This window comes from Streptomyces sp. NPDC054796 (assembly GCF_053611545.1).
The window spans coordinates 1-16226 of record NZ_JBSHAO010000072.1; the positions used below are offsets into that span (position 1 = coordinate 1).

A 16226-nucleotide genomic window follows, 5' to 3' on the forward strand; every position below is an offset into this window, starting at 1 on the left:
GCCCCGCCCCCGCCCCGTACCGGCCCCCTTCTCCGGACCGGCGCGGCTGCCTCGTCCCTCGCGAACGCGTCAGGTGTGCCGTGCGCTCAGCGCAGCCAGCGGTGGTCACGGACGAGCGGGAGACGGGACCACCACCGGCCCAGCCCCCAGGTGTTCCCCGCTGCCAGCAGCGCCAGGACGATCAGCGCGGCGGCGTACACGACGTGGTAGTCGACCAGCGGGTTCGTCGACATGCTCGGTGAACCGTCGGACAGGTGCCGCGCGAGCGGCCACTCCGCCGCCCACATCAGCGTCATCATCAACGTACCGGCCACTGCGGCGAGCCGTAGGGCGATGCCGCCGGTCACCGCGAGCCCGATGCCCAGCAGCCCGAGCATGAACAGCCAGTCGGCCCAGGGGTCCCCGGCCCAGGAGTGGAACGTCGACTCCAGCGGCCCCACGGCAACGCCGCTCAGGAAGCCCTCGGCCGGTGAGCCACCGTCGATCCAGCCCTTGCCCGATGGGGTTGCGTAACCCCAGCCGAAGGTCTTGTCGAAGAAGGCCCAGAGGAACACGAATCCGGTCAGCACACGGACCGACGCCAGGGTCCGGGCCGCCGGGACCGTCACGACAGCCTCACCGTCGGCAGCGGAGTCCTTCGCGGGCGGGACCGCGGAGGCGTTCTTGCGCCAGTTGAGCCGTAAGCCGTGCCGTGTGTGCGTGGAACCGTGCACTGCCATGATCCTCATCTCCATCCGCTCGGGGGTTCGTCCTCAGACTGCTCCCCGGCCCCCTCGGAGCGCTGGGGCCGTGCGGTACCGAGCGGCGGGTCGGGCGGGCACGTGTGCCGGGGCCGCGGGGCCCGCCGTCCGCGTCGTACCGGACCGGCTCCGCGGGGTACCGAGAGAGGTACCGTGCAGCCCCGCACGAGGGACCTCCGGCCCCTGAACACGGCCCCAGCGGCTGACGAGCCTGGAGCACGGACAGGTCCGTGGAACAGACGGACAGGTCCGTGGAGCAGGCCGCGTCCGTGGCCCGCGCCGTACGGAGCGCCCACGACCCAAGAGATCCGAGGTGCGTCATGGCCCGATCCGTTGCCGCCGGGGTGGACGGCTCGCCCGAGAGCCTCGCCGCCGCCGGGTGGGCCGCACGGGAGGCGGTACTCCGTGACCTCCCGCTGTGGCTGGTGTACGCCGACGAGACGCTGACCACCAAGGCGTCCTCGCTACCCGAACTGGCCGTGCCCAGGGAGCGCGCCGAGGACATGCTCGACCGGTCCCGTTCGCTGCTCTCCGCGTGCCACCCCGGCCTGACGGTGGAGGCGGACCGGATCGTACAGAACCCGCGCGAGGCGCTGCGCGCCGTCACGGAGCAGGCCGAGCTGCTGGTGCTCGGCTCCGTCGGCCTGTCCGGCGCGGCGGGCTTCCTGCTGGGCTCCGTCGGGCACGCGACGGTGGCACGGGCACACTGCCCCGTGGTTCTCGTCCGGGCGGACGGCGTGAACGGGGCGGACGACGTGCACAGGGCCGACGGCGTGGACAGGGCCGACGCAGCACGGCAGGAGCCCGTCCAGGAGGTGCTGCTCGGCGTGGACCTGCGGCAGAGCTGCGACCCGGTGATCAAATTCGCCTTCGACGCCGCGAACCGGCACGGCGCGACACTGCGCGTCGTCCACGCCTGGCACCTGCCGCCCGCCCTCTACCCGCCCGACACCGCCCCCGGCACAGCGCCGGGCGAGGACACGGAGCGGACCAAAACCCTCGCGGCGGTGCTCCGGCCGTGGCGCCAGAGCTTCCCCGACGTACACATCACCGAGACGGTGCTCTACGGCCGCCCCGCACGCCGGCTCGTGCACGCGACGGGCACGGCGGGCCTCACCGTCCTCGGCCGCAGGACCCGGCACCCGCACATCGGAGCCCGTATCGGCCCGGTGGCCCAGGCGGTGCTGCACCACGCCAGGTGCCCCGTCGCCGTCGTCCCGCACGACTGACCTCCCCCCGCCTCCCGGCCGCACCGCACCTCGCCGGGTGGCGGCGACCGCTGACCGGAAACGGAGCAGGCAATGCCGACGACGTACGTGTACGCCTTCCAGGACGGTGGCCGGGATATGGCCGCCCTCCTCGGCGGAAAGGGCGCCAACCTGGCCGAGATGACCAGGATCGGACTCCCCGTGCCGCCCGGCTTCGTCCTCACCACCGAGGCGTGCCGTCACTACCTGGCCACCGGGCGCGAACCCGACGGCCTCCACAAGGAGGTCACGGCGGCACTCGAAGCCCTGGAGAAGGAGACGGGACGGCGGCTCGGCCGGGCGGACGATCCGCTGCTGCTCTCCGTACGCTCGGGCGGGAAGATCTCCATGCCGGGGATGATGGAGACGGTGCTGAACGTCGGGCTCAACGACGCTTCCGTCCGCGGCCTGGCGAAGACGTCCGGGCGGGAGCACTTCGCCTGGGACTCCTACCGGCGGCTGATCCAGATGTTCGGCCACACCGTCATGGGTGTGGCCGCGGACGTGTTCGAGGAGGCGCTGGCCTCGCTCCGAACGGCACGCGGAGTGCGCGACGACAGCCAGCTCGGCGCCGAGGACCTGGCGGGACTCGTCGGCGTCTACAAGAAGCTGATCCGCGAGGCCACCGGGGAGGACTTCCCGCAGGACCCCGCCGAACAGCTTCGCCGCGCCGTCCGGGCGGTCTTCACCTCCTGGAACGGCGAGCGCGCCCGGCTCTACCGCAAACGGCAGCGCATCTCCGACAGCCTCGGAACGGCGGTCACCGTCCAGGCCATGGTGTTCGGCAACTTCGGCCCCGACTCCGGCAGCGGTGTCGCCTTCACTCGCGACCCCGCCACCGGGGCACCCGGCCTCTACGGTGACTACCTGTCCGACGCGCAGGGCGAGGACGTCGTCGCGGGTGTCCGCAACACCATGCCGCTGCGCGAACTGAGCAGGCACGACCCGGACTCGTACGCGCGTCTCCAGCGGTGCGCCGAGCAGCTCGAAGCCCACTACCGGGACCTGTGCGACATCGAGTTCACCATCGAGCGCGGCACTCTGTGGATGCTCCAGACCCGCATCGGCGCCCGCACCGCGGAGGCCGCCTTCACCATCGCCTACGACCTGCTGGACGAGAACCGTATCGACGAGGCGGAAGCCCTCGGCCGGGTGACGGGCGCCCAGTTGGGGCGCCTGATGTTCCCCGCCTTCGACACCGCCGACGCGGGTGCTCCCCTGGCACGGGGTGTACCGGCCTCGCCCGGCGCGGCCTTCGGCGCGGTGGTCTTCGACCCGTCCGAGGCGGCGGTACGGGCCGCTTCGGGGGAAGCGGTCGTTCTCGTACGGCATGAGACCACCCCGGAGGACCTGCCCGGCATGGTCGCCGCCCGGGCGGTGCTGACCAGCAGGGGCGGAAAGACCAGTCACGCCGCCGTGGTCGCCCGCGGCATGGGCAAGGTCTGCGTCTGCGGAGCCGAGGACCTGCGGATCGACGTCGAGGAGCGGCGGCTCACCGCCCCGGACGGCACCGTCGTCGAGGAGGGCACAGTGCTCTCCGTCGACGGTTCCTCCGGCGCGGTGTACCTCGGCGCGCTGCCGCTCACCGACTCCCCCGTCCTGCACCACCTGGACACCGGAGAGCGGCCCACTCGCGTGGCCACGGCCGTCGACCGCGCGCTGCGGCACGCGGACTCACTGCGGCGCCTGGAGGTGCGTGCGAACGCCGACACCCCTGAGGACGCCGCCCGTGCCCGCCGTCTCGGCGCCCGGGGCATCGGACTGTGCCGCACCGAGCACATGTTCCTCGGCGACCGGCGGCCCCTCGTCGAGCGGATGATCCTGGCCACCGACGAGAGCGCGCGCCGCGAGGCACTGGCCGCCCTGCTGCCGCTCCAGCGCGAGGACTTCACCCGCATCCTCGCCGAGATGGACGGCCTGCCGGTCACCGTGCGGCTGCTGGACCCTCCGCTGCACGAATTCCTGCCGGACCGCACCGGACTGTCCGTCCGCGTGGCCAGCGCGCGGGCCACCGGCGCGGAACCGGCCCCGGAAGACGTCCGGCTGCTGGCGGCCCTCGACCGCATGCACGAGAGCAATCCCATGCTGGGCCTGCGGGGCGTCCGGCTGGGACTGCTCGTGCCGGGGCTCGTGGCCACCCAGGTACGCGCACTCGGTGAGGCGATAGCCGAGCGGCTGGCATCCGGCGGTGACCCGCGCGCCGAGATCATGGTGCCGCTGGTGGCGGTGGACGAGGAGCTGCGGCGTACTCGGGAGGAGATCGAACACGTCCTCGCGGAAGTCTCCGAGGACACCGGCACACCGCTGCACTGCCCGGTCGGCACCATGATCGAGCTGCCCCGCGCCGCCCTGACGGCGGGCAGCGTCGCGGAATCGGCCGACTTCTTCTCCTTTGGCACCAACGACCTCACCCAGACGGTGTGGGGCCTGTCCCGCGACGACGCCGAGGCCGGCATCCTTCCCGCCTATCTGGACGGCGGCGTGCTCGCCTCGTCGCCCTTCGAGACCCTCGACGAGCAAGGGGTGGGCAGGCTCGTGGCACTCGCGCTCCAAGAGGGACGGGAACGCCGTCCTGGCCTGGAGGCCGGTGTCTGCGGCGAGCACGGAGGCGACCCCGAGTCGGTGCACTTCTTCCACCGTGCCGGACTCGACTACGTCTCCTGCTCTCCTTACCGCGTGCCCGTCGCCCGTCTGGAGGCGGGACGCGCCGCGATACCCGACCGCGTGGACGCGGCGGAGCGCCGATAGGCGGCCCGCCGCACGGAAGGACCGGAAAAAAGACACCTGGTGCGTCGAGGGCGTCACCGTCCTCGTCAACCCAGGCACGTCGCAGATCGCCTACGGCAACACTCCGATGCTCGGCGGAGGCGAGAACGAACTGTGGATGGGCGCCAACGCCGGCCGGAGCCTCTACCTCAAGAAGCAGTAACGGTTCCCTCGCCCGGCTGGCGGCGCGCAGCCGGAAGCCGTCGGTCGGCAACGGCCACCACGGCCGCCGGGCTGCCGCGCGGCAGCCCGGCGGACTGCTGTCAGGAGCGCTGTCATGAACGTTGCCTTGGCCACGATGTTCCTGGTGCTGCACGGCCTGCTGCATCTGGGGGTGTGGACGGCGCCGACGCCGGAGCCGGGAACGCGCGTACCGTTCGACCCCACGTCGTCCCGGCTGCTGGCAGCCGCACACGTACCCGACACCGTGGCCAGAAGGACGGCGCGCGCACTGGCCGTGCTGACCACGGTCCTCTTCTGCGCGGCCGGGAGCACGGTGGCGACGGGGAACACGGCCTGGCCCGCACTCGCACTCGCCGCTGTCGTGTGCGGCCTGCTGCTCAAGGCGGTCTGGTTCGACATCTGGCTGACGGTCGGCATTCTCATCGACGCGGGCATCGTGGTGGCCTTGGCACGGTCCTGGCCGTCCCCGCTCTACTGAACGGTGTTCTCCGGCTGTTGCTCTCCGAGCGTCGCACCCCACGGGTGTGGCACTGACGTACGGCGGAGGTGTCGGCACGGTGCGCGGCTCCGTGCGGAACCCGAGGTCGTCCGGGTGGGCGTCGACCGGTTCCCGGTGGGCCGCAGGCCTCGGCGGGCTCCGCCTCCGCCATCGGTCCGGCAGTCCGTCAGTCCGGCAGTCCGGCAGTCCGTCAGTTCGTCAGTCCGTCAGCCGCCCGGCGATATCGTCGGCCCAGGTGTCGATGCCGGGCCAGTCCCGGAAATCGCCGTAACGGCCGCCGAGCAACCGGAACACCACGCGTCCGGTACGGTCCAGATGCGACGGGCGGATCACCCCGGAAAAGCGGCGGTAGCCCTGGGGACGGATCTCCTCCCGCAGCCGGAGGATCGGCTTCTGCTCACTGTGCTCCGCGAGCAGGCGCATCGGGCCGCGCAGTGCCGCGGTCATCCCCACGCTGAACATCCACACCGGCCGCCCGGACAGCGCGACGCGATGGCCGCGCACGAAGTCCGCCGCGACGGGCAGCCAGGCGCCGGTGTGCACAGCGCTGCCGAGCACGACCGCCTCGTGGTCCGCGAGCTCCGAAGCCTCCGTCAAGGAGCGCAGCTCCGTTACGTGGCCCCGCTTCCTCAGACGCACGGCGATCCGTTCCGCCACCGTCCTGGTCGACCCGTGCTCGGTGGCGTAAGCGACAAGAATCGTCATGGGTCTGTTCCGCCTTTCCCTCCGCTGAACCTCTCGCTGGACGTCTCGCCGGGCCGGACCGGGTACGCACACACGTCGGCCGTGGACAGGATGGGCGGGACAGAAGGCAGGTGAACGGGCGCCGGAGAGCGTTCCGGAACCCGGCGGATGAGCACGTCCCCCACGGAGCGGCGCGCGGTGGGCGCGGAGCCGATGCCCCGGCCCAGGCGCAGGATGAGCTGCGGATGACGCCCCATGGCCACCGTACGGCGCAGGCGTTCACGCAACTCCGGCACCTCCAGCGGCTGGGTGTGGAAGGCGGCCTGGACGTTGCGGGCCGTCGCGGCCAGCAGCAGCCGCTGGAGGGCCTGTCCGGCGCGCAGCCAGTCCCGCGGGTCGTCGCACCGGGTGGACAGCACGACTACGGCGCCCAGCTTGCCCGGTCCGGGCACCGGCTCCCGCCAGTACCCCCGGCGGGACCGGACGACGTACTCGCCGGCGTAGTCCCGGCCGAGGAACGCCGTGCCGTCGGGGCAGGGGTAACCGGCCGGTCCCTCCCCTGCCCCTTCCGCGGCCACCGGCGCCCAGTTCACGATCTCCGAGGCCGCGAGTGGGTCGGCCCGCCATGCCGTCTCCGCTTCACGGACCGCCTCGGCGATCCGGCTCCTCCCCGCCGTGCCGACGTCGGTGAGGAGTTCGGTCCCCTCCGCCCGGCACTGGTCCGCCAGGTCCTCCAGGAGCCCCGGTGGAAGAAGACCGGGCAGAAAGGGACCACGGTGGGTACGCCGCCGCCTCAGCGCCTGGTAGAAGAACTTCTCGTCCGCGACCGGCCGTTCGTGCGGCCCCCAGCGGACTTCCGCCAGCAGGCTGCGCCGTCCGGCGTCAGGGCACACCCGCGTCAGGGGACGGAATCCGAGGTGACGCCTGGCGATCCGCACGTTGAACAGCGCGGCACCGCAACTGACCGCGAGCTCCCGTCCGCCCGGATCGGTGACCCTCAGCCTGCGCGCGGGGTCCGCGTGGAGTTCCAGCGCGTCGGCCCGCTCCACGAACAGCCAGGGCTGCGAGTTGTGCAGCGACGGTGCCGTGATCGCGGCCCGCACCAGGTAGTGGGCCGGGCGGCTGACGGGTCCCTGCCGGTCGGCCATGGCGGACACCTCCCTCGTCCCCTCGTCGCGGGATGTGCTGCGGCGCGTGCGTCCCCGGAGACGGAGAACCCGGCCTTCGTCCCCACCCGCTCACGAGCCGATCGGGACGCGCAGGACCTGTCCGGGAAGAATCCGGTCCGGGTCGGTGATGCGGTCGGGGTTGGCGCGCACGATGCGGGAGTAGAGCGTGGCGTCCCCGTAGTGCGTCTTGGCGATACGGGAGAGGGTGTCGCCCGCCACCACGGTGTGTTCACGGTAGCCGTAGTAGCCGGGAACGATGCGCGGCGCGTAGAGCACGGGAACGGTGACGACGTCCAGCTCCCGGCCGTCCTCGGGGCTCACCGAGAAGACCTGCGCGTACAGCCGGTCCAGGGTGAAGGCCGCTCCGCTCACGTCCGCCTGGATCTGGAAGGCGCCGTGCTCGCCGCCTCCGCCACCGGCCATGAAGTGACCGGTGACCTCGTCATGGCCGTCTCCCACGCGGTAGTTCAGCGTGGCCTCGAACCCGTTGCCGGTCCCCGCGATGAGAACGGGGTCACCGACGAGGTCGAAGGCGCGTGGCTGGTCGATGCGGTTGGTCATGACTCCACCTCTTCTTCCGGGGCCTCTTCCTCGACGGAGGCGACGGGGCGGTCCGCGTGGCGCGGCGGGACGTGGCGGACCGCTCGTCCACGGTCCGGGCCGGAGCGCGCGGGATGGTTCACGATCCGCCGGTCCCGGTGACCGGGCGAGGCTCCGTGTCCCTCTCCGCCGCGTCCCTCCCCACCGCCTCTCTCCCGACCACCGTCGCGCGGACCGGCGACGGCCGGGAGGGGCGCTTCAGCCCGCCTCCGCCGCCGTTCGGCCCTGACTCCGGGCTGACGGAACGCCAGGGAGACGCCAAGTGACCGCAACCGCACAGGAGCGGCCGTACAGGAGCGGCGGCCCGGTGCGCATCCGCCGCGTACGGCCCTCCATCGGGCCCCGTCGACCCCGGTACCGGCTGCACCGGCTGCTGAGCGGAACCTCGCTGCTGCTCACCTACGTTCCCGCGGGCGGCGGTTCGCCCCGTAGCGTCGCCTCGCGGTACGTGATACGCGCAGGGCAGGCTGGTGGCGAAGCAGGTGACCGGCGAGCAGGCGCTGCGGTGCCGCCCGGAGGGCGACGGCTGAGGGCGGCCGAATGGGCCGACAGGTACATGTCGGCCGGGGACGACCGGTCCCGGAAGACGGGACCAATGGCCCCGCCCGCGCGGCCCCCGCGGCCACGACGCTGAAGGCATGACCCTGCGAACCGGTATCGCGATCATCGGAGTCGGGAACGAGTTCCGGCACGACGACGGTGTGGGCTGGGCCGTGGTCCGCAGACTGGCGGAACGGGCGACGGAGCGGCCCTTCCCGCGCGGTATCCGGCTGGAGTGGTGCGACGGCGACCCCGCGCGGCTGATCGCGCTGTGGGAGGGCGCGGACCTCGCGGTGGTGCTGGACGCCGCCCACGCGCACCCCGGCCGTCCGGGACGCGTGCACCGGCTGACGGCTGACGGCCCGGCGCTGACCGCGGCTCCCGAAGCGGAGGCCAGTTCACACGGGCTCGGTCTGGGAGACGCCGTCGAACTCGCCCGTGCCCTGGACCGGTTGCCGCACCGACTGGTCGTGTACGCCGTCGAAGGCACGGACCACAGCATGGGGACCGGGCTGAGCGAACCCGTCGCACGGTCCGTCGAGCGGCTCGCGCTGCTCGTCGAGGACGAGATCGCCGCGCACCGCTCACCGGGGCGGCCCGCACGATGAGCGGCGGACGCGTCACCCGTGGCATCGAGGTGACCGGGACGGTGCAGGGCGTCGGCTTCCGTCCGTTCGTGCACCGGACCGCCTCGGCGCTGGGGCTGGACGGCTGGGTGCGGAACGTGGACGGACGCGTGCTGGTGACGGTGGCGGGAAGCGCCGAAGCGGTGCGCATGTTCACGGACCGCCTCCACCAGGAGGCGCCGCCGCTGGCCCGCGTCGCGGACGTTCGCGTCGGGCCCGCGGACGCCGTCGTGCCCCGCCCCGGCTCCGGGTTCGCCGTACGGACCAGCGGGCCCCTCGGCGGGAGCGGTGCCCCGCGGGAGATCCCGGCCGACGCGGCCACCTGCCCGTCCTGCGTACGGGAGCTGTTCACCCCCGGAAACCGCCGCTACCGCTACCCGTTCACCAACTGCGCCGACTGCGGCCCGCGCGCGACCGTCATCGCCGACCTGCCGTACGACCGCGAGCGCACGGCGATGCGCGGCTTCCCCCTCTGCCCGGACTGCACAGGCGAATACCGTGACCCGGCCGACCGGCGGTTCCACGCCGAGCCGCTGGCCTGCCCGCGCTGCGGCCCCCGGCTCTCGTGGGGCGAGCTGACCGGCGAGGAGGCGCTGCGGGCGGCCGAGGCGGTGGTGGACGGCGGCGGCATCGTGGCGCTCAAAGGGCTGGGCGGCTACCAGTTGGTGTGCGACGCCACGCGCGCCGACGCCGTCGCGACGCTGAGGAAACGCAAGCACCGGCCCGTCAAGCCGTTCGCGGTGATGGTGCGGGATCTGCGCGCGGTACGTCCCCTGGCCCGGACCACCACGGCCGAGCGCGCCCTGCTCGCCTCCGCCGCCCGGCCCGTGGCCCTCCTGGCCCCGCGAACGGGGGCCGCGCTGCCGGGAGTCCGCCCGGGTGCCTCCAGGATCGGTCTGTTCCTTCCCACCAGCGGACTGCACCACCTCCTGCTGCGCGACCTGGACCGGCCGCTGGTGGTGACGAGCGGCAACGTCGCGGGCGACCCGCTGGTGACCGACGAGCAGACCGCGCACACCACGCTGGCGGATGTCGCCGACGGCTTCCTCGACCACGACCGGCCGGTCCTCGCCCGCTACGACGACTCGGTCGTCCGCCCCTCGGGACGCCAGGTGCTGACGCTGCGCCGCGCACGCGGCTACGCCCCGGCTCCACTGCCCCTCCCCTGCCCCGCCGGCCTTCCCCTGGTCGCGGCCGGCGCCCAGTCCAAGCACACCTTCGCGCTGGCACGGGGCGAGCGCGCGTTCCTCTCGCCGCACATCGGCGACCTGGAGAACGCCCGCACCTTCGACGCCTTCACCCGGACCTACGCGGACCTCACCCGGCTCACGGGCATCACTCCGCGTGCCGTGGCCCACGACCTGCATCCGGACTACTTGTCCACGCGGTGGGCCCGCTCGCTCACGGGCGTACGTCCGGTCGCCGTCCAGCACCACCACGCGCACATCGCGGCCTGCGCGGCCGAGCACGGCCTGCGCACACCGGTCACCGGGGTTGCCTACGACGGACTGGGGCTCGGCGACGACGGCACCCTGTGGGGCGGCGAGGTCCTGGTCGCCGATCTGACGGGGTACCGGCGGGTGGCACGCTTCGGGACCGCGCCGCTGCCCGGGGGTGCCGCAGCCGTACGGCACCCCGGACGCATGGCGCTGGGGTATCTGTACGGCGCCGAGCCGCCTGACGGATCAGGCACGCCCGGCGCACCGCCCGCACTGGCCGCACGCTTCGCCGCCCGTCTCGACCCGCGCGAGGCACGCGTGGTGCGGACGATGATCGAGCGCGGTCTCCACTGTCCGCTCGCCTCCAGCGCGGGGCGGCTGTTCGACGCCGCGGCGAGCCTGCTGGGGCTGTGCGACGTGGTGACGTACGAGGGCGAGGCGGCGGTCGCGCTGGAGACGGCAGCGGGCTCGCGGCGTGCGGGAGCACTGCCGTGGCGCGTCCACCGCGTCGACGGGCTCACCGTCTTCGACCCGGTGCCGACGCTTGTCGCACTGTGCGAGGGCGGGACGGCGGGCGTGCCCGCGGGAACCCTCGCCGCCGCCTTCCACACGACGCTCGCCGAGGTGACCCGCGCACTGGTGACGACGGCCGTCGAAGCGGGCGCGCCCGAGACGGTCTGCCTGGCGGGCGGCTGCTTCCAGAACGCGCGGCTCCTCGCCCAGGTGCGCGAGGAACTGCGCACGGCGGGGCTGCGGGTGCTGACGAGCAGCGCGGTGCCCGTAGGGGACGGCGGGATCAGTTACGGCCAGGCCGCCGTCGCCGCGGCACGGCTGGCGAGGGAGGAGTGAGCACGATGTGCCTGGGCATTCCCGGACAGGTCCTGGAGACCTGGGACGACGACGGACTGAGACTGGGCAGGGTCGATTTCGGCGGCCTGCGTCGCGAGGTCTGCCTGGAGTACACGCCCGAGGCGGAGCCGGGACAGTACGTGATCGTCCACGTCGGCTTCGCCATCACCACCGTCGACGAGGACGAGGCCCGTCGCACGCTCGACGTCCTCCGGGCCATGGCCGACGCGGTGGAAGGCGAACTGGGCGAACCGCTGCCCCCGGCGCGCTAAGGATGTCCGCCACGCGCCGCTTGGGCGAGGGAGCCGTGTGCGCACGCGCCACCGGACCCTATGGCCCTGTTTTACCGGCCGTCCGGCCCTCCGCTCGGCACCACGCAGCCCTGCGACCCCGCTGCGCCCAGGTGGATGCTGAGGACGGTTCCTTCGCGGGAGGAGAGAGCGATGCCCGAAGTCCACGCGCCGCCGGCCGACGGGAGCACCGCGCCACTCTCCGCGCCGCCGCTGTCCGGCCACCGCGGCGGCGGTCCCGTACGCCTGGAGGAACCGGAGCAGCCGCTGTCCGGCCCGGACCGGAGGGCCACCGGCCTTCCCGGACCGGCCGCGGTCGGCCGCGGCCCCGTGCCGACGAGGTCCGTGGGCGTCGTCGCGCTCGGCGCCCGCATCCGCCTCGTGCCACGCGAACACCGCGATCCCCGCCTGCGCGGGCTGCGCTGACACCGACCTGGAGGAGCACCGTGTCCGACGACGCGTACGCATCACCGCACGAGAGCGCCGTGCTCGACAAGACCGGACTGGACGCACTGATACATGTCCTGGCCGAGGACGGCCGCACCGTGATCGGGCCGACGGTCCGCGACGGGGCCATCGTGCTGGCGCCCCTGGAGTCGGGTGACCAGCTTCCCTACGGCTGGGGCGTCGAGCTGGAAGCCGGACGCTACCGGCTGCGCCCGCGCGCGGATGGTGCCGCGTTCGCGCACAGCGCGGGCCCGAACTCGTGGAAGTCCTTCCTCCATCCGCAGCGCGTACGGCAGTGGACCGCCGACCGGGACGCCGACGGGGGCATGACCATCACCGCGGAGCCGCCCGAGACACCCGCGTACGCCTTCCTCGGGGTGCGGCCGTGTGATCTGCGGGCCATCGCCGTGCAGGACCGGGTGCTGGCGGGCGGCCGGTACCGGGAAGGGGGCTACGAGAAGCGCCGGAAGGGGGCGTTCCTGATAGCCGTCGAGTGCACCGAGCCGGGCGCCACCTGCTTCTGCGTCTCCATGGGCTCGGGCCCCGGCGTGGAGTCCGGCTTCGACCTGGCGCTGACCGAAGTCGTCGACGGCGAAGGGCACCGTTTCCTCCTCCGGGCCGGAAGCGAGGAGGGCGCGCGGGTGCTGGCACGGCTCCCCCGCCGCGTCGCCGACGCGCACACGCGTGCGGAGGCGGGGCGCGCGGTGGCGGCGGCCCGGGAGCGGATGGGCCGCACCATGCCGTCCGTCGGTCTGCGCGAGCTGATGGGCGACAGCTTGGAGGCCGCGCGCTGGGACGATGTCGCCGCACGCTGCCTGACGTGCGGCAACTGCACGATGGTCTGCCCGACCTGCTTCTGCACGACCACCGAGGACGTCACCGATCTGACGGGTGATCACGCGGAGCGCTGGAACCGCTGGGACTCGTGCTTCGACCTGGACTTCTCCTATCTGCACGGTGGGTCCGTCCGCTCCTCGGGACGCAGCCGCTACCGGCAGTGGCTCACCCACAAGCTGGGCACCTGGCACGACCAGTTCGGAAGCTCCGGGTGCGTCGGCTGCGGACGCTGCATCGTGTGGTGCCCGGTCGGCATCGACATCACCGAAGAGGCGTGGGCGCTCCGGGACGAGCGCGACGGAGACGCCGGACGCGACGGGACGGAACCATGACGGCGCCGCAGGCCGCGGGCCCGCCCGTCCCGCACCGTGTGACGTGGCGGCGGCGGGAGTCCCCGGACACCGTCACGTTCGCGCTGGAGCCGGTGAACACCGGACTGGAGCCGTTCGCGCCGGGCCAGTTCGCGATGCTGTACGCCTTCGGCGTCGGCGAGATCCCGGTGTCCGTCTCGGGCCTGCCGGGCCGTGGCCTGGTGCACACCGTACGCGCCGTGGGCGCCGTCTCGGGTGCGCTGTGCCGCGTACGGCGAGGTGACGTGGTGGGCGTGCGCGGGCCGTTCGGCACCGGATGGGAGCTGGGCACCGCCGTCGGTCAGGACCTGCTGGTGGTCGCCGGGGGCATTGGGCTGGCACCGCTGCGCCCGCTGGTGGAGGCGGCGCTCGCCGACCCGGACGCGTACGGGCGGCTGAACGTGCTGGTCGGCGCGCGCGATCCGGACGGGCTGCTGTATCCGCGTCAGCTCCGTGCCTGGGCCGGGGCCCGCGTCCAGGTCACCGTCGACCGTCCGGCCGCGGGATGGACCGGGCACGTGGGCGTGGTCACCGGCCTGCTGGGCACGGCGGTGTTCGAGCCGTCCCGTACGACGGCCTTCGTGTGCGGCCCCGAGGTCATGATCCGGGCCACGGCGCGGGAGCTGCGGGAGGCGGGGCTGCCCGCGCCACGTGTCCGCGTCTCGCTGGAGCGCAACATGCGCTGCGCGACCGGGCACTGCGGGCACTGCCAGCTCGGGCCCGTACTGCTGTGCCGGGACGGGCCCGTCATCGGCTGGGACCGCGCCGAACCCCTGCTCACGACAAGGGAGTTGTGACATGAGCCGAGACCGCGCACCCACGCTCGCCGTCTTCAAGCTGGCCTCCTGCGACGGCTGTCAGCTCACCCTGCTGGACTGTGAGGACGAGCTGCTCGCGCTGGCGGACGAGGTGCGGATCGCGCACTTCCCGGAGGCGTCCAGCGCGGTCCTGCCGGGGCCATACGACCTGGTGCTGGTGGAGGGGTCCGTGACCACGGCCGCCGACGCCGAACGCGTCCGGCGCATCCGCGCCGACGCCCGGCACCTGGTGACGATCGGTGCCTGTGCGACGGCGGGCGGCATCCAGGCGCTGCGCGACTTCGGTGACATTGAGGAGTTCCGCTCGGTCGTCTACGCCCGGCCCGACTACATCGACACCCTCGCCACCTCCACCCCGGTCTCCGCACACGTGGACGTGGACTTCGAGCTGCGTGGCTGCCCGATCGACAAGGGCCAGCTCCTGGAGGTCATCACCGCCTTCCTCGCCGGGCGCAGGCCGGACATCCCCAACCACAGCGTGTGCTTCGCGTGCAAGCGGCGCGGCACGGTGTGCGTGACCGTCGCGCACGGGACCCCGTGCCTGGGCCCCGTGACGCACGCCGGGTGCGGGGCGATCTGCCCGGCCTACGGGCGCGGCTGCTACGGCTGCTTCGGCCCGTCCGGCTCCGCGAACCTGCCCGCGCTCATCCCGCTGCTGCGCCGCGACGGCATGGCCGAACGGGATGTGGAGCGCTTCCTGCGCACGTACAACGCACGGTCCTTCGCCGAGCACCACCGGGACGCCGAGGAGCACCACCGGGACACCGAGGAGGGGAGGACATGACGCACAAGGGTTCCCGCGTGCTGCACGTCGGCGGGCTCTCCCGGGTCGAGGGCGAGGGGGCGCTGCACGTGAAGGTGCGGGGCGGCCGGGTGACGGACGCGCTGCTGTCGATCTACGAACCGCCCCGCTTCTTCGAGGCGTTCCTGCGTGGCAGGGCGCACACCGAACCGCCCGACATCACCGCGCGGGTGTGCGGCATCTGCCCCGTCGCGTACCAGATGAGCGCCTGCCTGGCGATCGAGGACGCCTGCGGCGTCGAGGTAACGGGCCCGCTCGCGGAGCTGCGCAGGCTGCTGTACTGCGGCGAGTGGATCGAGAGCCAGGCGCTGCACATCTATCTGCTGCACGCCCCGGACTTCCTCGGTCAGGACGGGGCGATCGAGCTGGCCCGCAACCATCGCACCGAGGTCGAACGCGGCCTGCGCCTGAAGCAGGCGGGCAACGCGGTGCTGGATCTGCTAGGCGGGCGGGCCGTGCACCCCGTCAACGTGCGGCTCGGCGGCTTCCACCGGGTGCCGACGTCGGCCGAGCTGCGGCCCCTCGCCGAGCGGCTGCGCACTGCGCGGGACGACGCGTGGGAGACGCTGCGCTGGGTCTCCGGGTTCGACTTCCCCGACGCGGTGTGCGACGCCGACCTGCTCGCGCTGGCCGAACCGGGCACCTACGCCATCGAGCAGGGCGCGCCCACGGTCCTGCCCGCCGATCCGGCGCTCCCCCACTACGACTTCCCCGTACAGGACTTCACCCGGCACGTACGCGAGGAGCAGGTGCCGCACTCCACCGCGTTGCACTCCCGGCTGGACGGACGCCGCCATCTGACGGGCGCGCTCGCGCGGTTCGCGGTCAGCGGCAGGTGGCTGCCGCCGGAGCTGTGCGAGGCCGCGGCGGACGCGGGTGTGGGCGACCCGCGCCGGGGCGCGGTGTGCCGCAACCCCTTCCGCTCGATCGTGGTCCGCGCCCTGGAGGTGATCTACGCGATCGACGAGTCGCTGCGGATCATCGGGGAGTACGAGCCGCCACCGTACTCCGCGCTCGACGTCCCCCCGCGCGCCGCCACCGGGCACGGCGCGACGGAGGCACCGCGCGGCCTGCTCTACCACCGCTACCGGATGACGGCGGACGGCACGCTCACCGACGCGCTCCTCGTCCCGCCGACGGCGCAGAACCAGGGCGCCATCGAGGAGGACCTGCGCCGTGTCACCCAGCGCACGCTCGACGCCGGTGACCCGACGAACGCCGAGCTGACCGCGCTGTGCGAACGCGCGATCCGCAACCACGACCCGTGCATCTCGTGCTCCACCCACTTCCTGGACCTGTCCATCGACCGCGCCCCGTGACCGTACGGGCCCGAGCGGAGG

15 protein-coding genes are annotated in these 16226 nt (G+C 73.2%); 11 read left to right on the plus strand and 4 right to left on the minus strand.

The features are described from left to right. Positions 1-86: 86 nt before the first annotated feature. Positions 87-719: a hypothetical protein gene (locus ACWGJ2_RS35760; RefSeq protein ID WP_453350530.1), complete on the minus strand. Its 633-nt coding sequence runs from the start codon at positions 717-719 to the stop codon at positions 87-89. Between the two features lie 341 nt (positions 720-1060). Here ACWGJ2_RS35760 and ACWGJ2_RS35765 point away from each other — a divergent pair, with 341 nt between their 5' ends. The 3 genes from ACWGJ2_RS35765 to ACWGJ2_RS35775 all read left to right on the plus strand — a co-directional run bounded on the left by ACWGJ2_RS35765 (position 1061) and on the right by ACWGJ2_RS35775 (position 5414). After that, on the plus strand, positions 1061-1969 hold the full coding sequence (locus ACWGJ2_RS35765; protein ID WP_453350531.1) for a universal stress protein: 909 nt from the start codon (positions 1061-1063) through the stop codon (positions 1967-1969). A 72-nt stretch (positions 1970-2041) separates the two neighbouring features. Further along, positions 2042-4735 carry a pyruvate, phosphate dikinase gene (ppdK, locus tag ACWGJ2_RS35770; protein ID WP_453350532.1) on the plus strand — a complete coding sequence of 898 codons (2694 nt, stop codon included), beginning with the start codon at positions 2042-2044 and terminating at the stop codon, positions 4733-4735. Positions 4736-5030: 295 nt separating this feature from the next. Further along, entirely contained in the window at positions 5031-5414 is a 384-nt protein-coding gene (locus ACWGJ2_RS35775) for a hypothetical protein (protein ID WP_453350533.1), read from the plus strand. A gap of 219 nt (positions 5415-5633) precedes the next feature. Here ACWGJ2_RS35775 and ACWGJ2_RS35780 read toward each other — a convergent pair whose 3' ends face one another. From ACWGJ2_RS35780 to ACWGJ2_RS35790, 3 genes are all read right to left on the minus strand, one after another. Next, positions 5634-6140: a flavodoxin domain-containing protein gene (locus ACWGJ2_RS35780; RefSeq protein WP_453350534.1), complete on the minus strand. Its 507-nt coding sequence runs from the start codon at positions 6138-6140 to the stop codon at positions 5634-5636. Beyond that, positions 6137-7267 (minus strand): Acg family FMN-binding oxidoreductase, encoded by a 1131-nt coding sequence (locus ACWGJ2_RS35785; protein WP_453350535.1) that lies wholly within the window; start codon positions 7265-7267, stop codon positions 6137-6139. Before ACWGJ2_RS35785 ends, ACWGJ2_RS35780 begins: the two co-directional genes overlap by 4 nt. 90 nt (positions 7268-7357) lie before the next feature. Then, positions 7358-7849 (minus strand): Gmad2 immunoglobulin-like domain-containing protein, encoded by a 492-nt coding sequence (locus ACWGJ2_RS35790; protein ID WP_453350536.1) that lies wholly within the window; start codon positions 7847-7849, stop codon positions 7358-7360. Positions 7850-8526: 677 nt separating this feature from the next. Between ACWGJ2_RS35790 and ACWGJ2_RS35795 the strand changes: the two genes are divergently transcribed. From ACWGJ2_RS35795 to ACWGJ2_RS35830, 8 genes are all read left to right on the plus strand, one after another. After that, positions 8527-9036 carry a hydrogenase maturation protease gene (locus tag ACWGJ2_RS35795; RefSeq protein WP_453350537.1) on the plus strand — a complete coding sequence of 170 codons (510 nt, stop codon included), beginning with the start codon at positions 8527-8529 and terminating at the stop codon, positions 9034-9036. After that, positions 9033-11342 (plus strand): carbamoyltransferase HypF, encoded by a 2310-nt coding sequence (hypF, locus tag ACWGJ2_RS35800; RefSeq protein ID WP_453350538.1) that lies wholly within the window; start codon positions 9033-9035, stop codon positions 11340-11342. The genes ACWGJ2_RS35795 and hypF overlap by 4 nt, the downstream gene beginning before the upstream one ends. Before the next feature lie 5 nt (positions 11343-11347). Then, complete coding sequence (locus ACWGJ2_RS35805) at positions 11348-11614, plus strand: HypC/HybG/HupF family hydrogenase formation chaperone (RefSeq protein WP_453350557.1); 267 nt, start codon at positions 11348-11350, stop codon at positions 11612-11614. Positions 11615-11785: 171 nt separating this feature from the next. Continuing rightward, a complete protein-coding gene (locus ACWGJ2_RS35810; RefSeq protein WP_453350539.1) occupies positions 11786-12058 on the plus strand; it encodes a hypothetical protein in 273 nt (90 codons plus the stop codon). 20 nt (positions 12059-12078) lie between these two features. Next, positions 12079-13248 carry a 4Fe-4S dicluster domain-containing protein gene (locus ACWGJ2_RS35815; RefSeq protein WP_453350540.1) on the plus strand — a complete coding sequence of 390 codons (1170 nt, stop codon included), beginning with the start codon at positions 12079-12081 and terminating at the stop codon, positions 13246-13248. Then, entirely contained in the window at positions 13245-14063 is an 819-nt protein-coding gene (locus ACWGJ2_RS35820) for an FAD/NAD(P)-binding protein (RefSeq protein WP_453350541.1), read from the plus strand. Before ACWGJ2_RS35815 ends, ACWGJ2_RS35820 begins: the two co-directional genes overlap by 4 nt. Position 14064: 1 nt before the next feature. Beyond that, a complete protein-coding gene (locus ACWGJ2_RS35825; protein ID WP_453350542.1) occupies positions 14065-14868 on the plus strand; it encodes an NADH-quinone oxidoreductase subunit B family protein in 804 nt (267 codons plus the stop codon). Next, positions 14865-16205, plus strand: coding sequence for a Ni/Fe hydrogenase subunit alpha (locus ACWGJ2_RS35830; RefSeq protein ID WP_453350543.1), 1341 nt, complete (start codon positions 14865-14867; stop codon positions 16203-16205). Before ACWGJ2_RS35825 ends, ACWGJ2_RS35830 begins: the two co-directional genes overlap by 4 nt. Positions 16206-16226 lie beyond the last annotated feature (21 nt).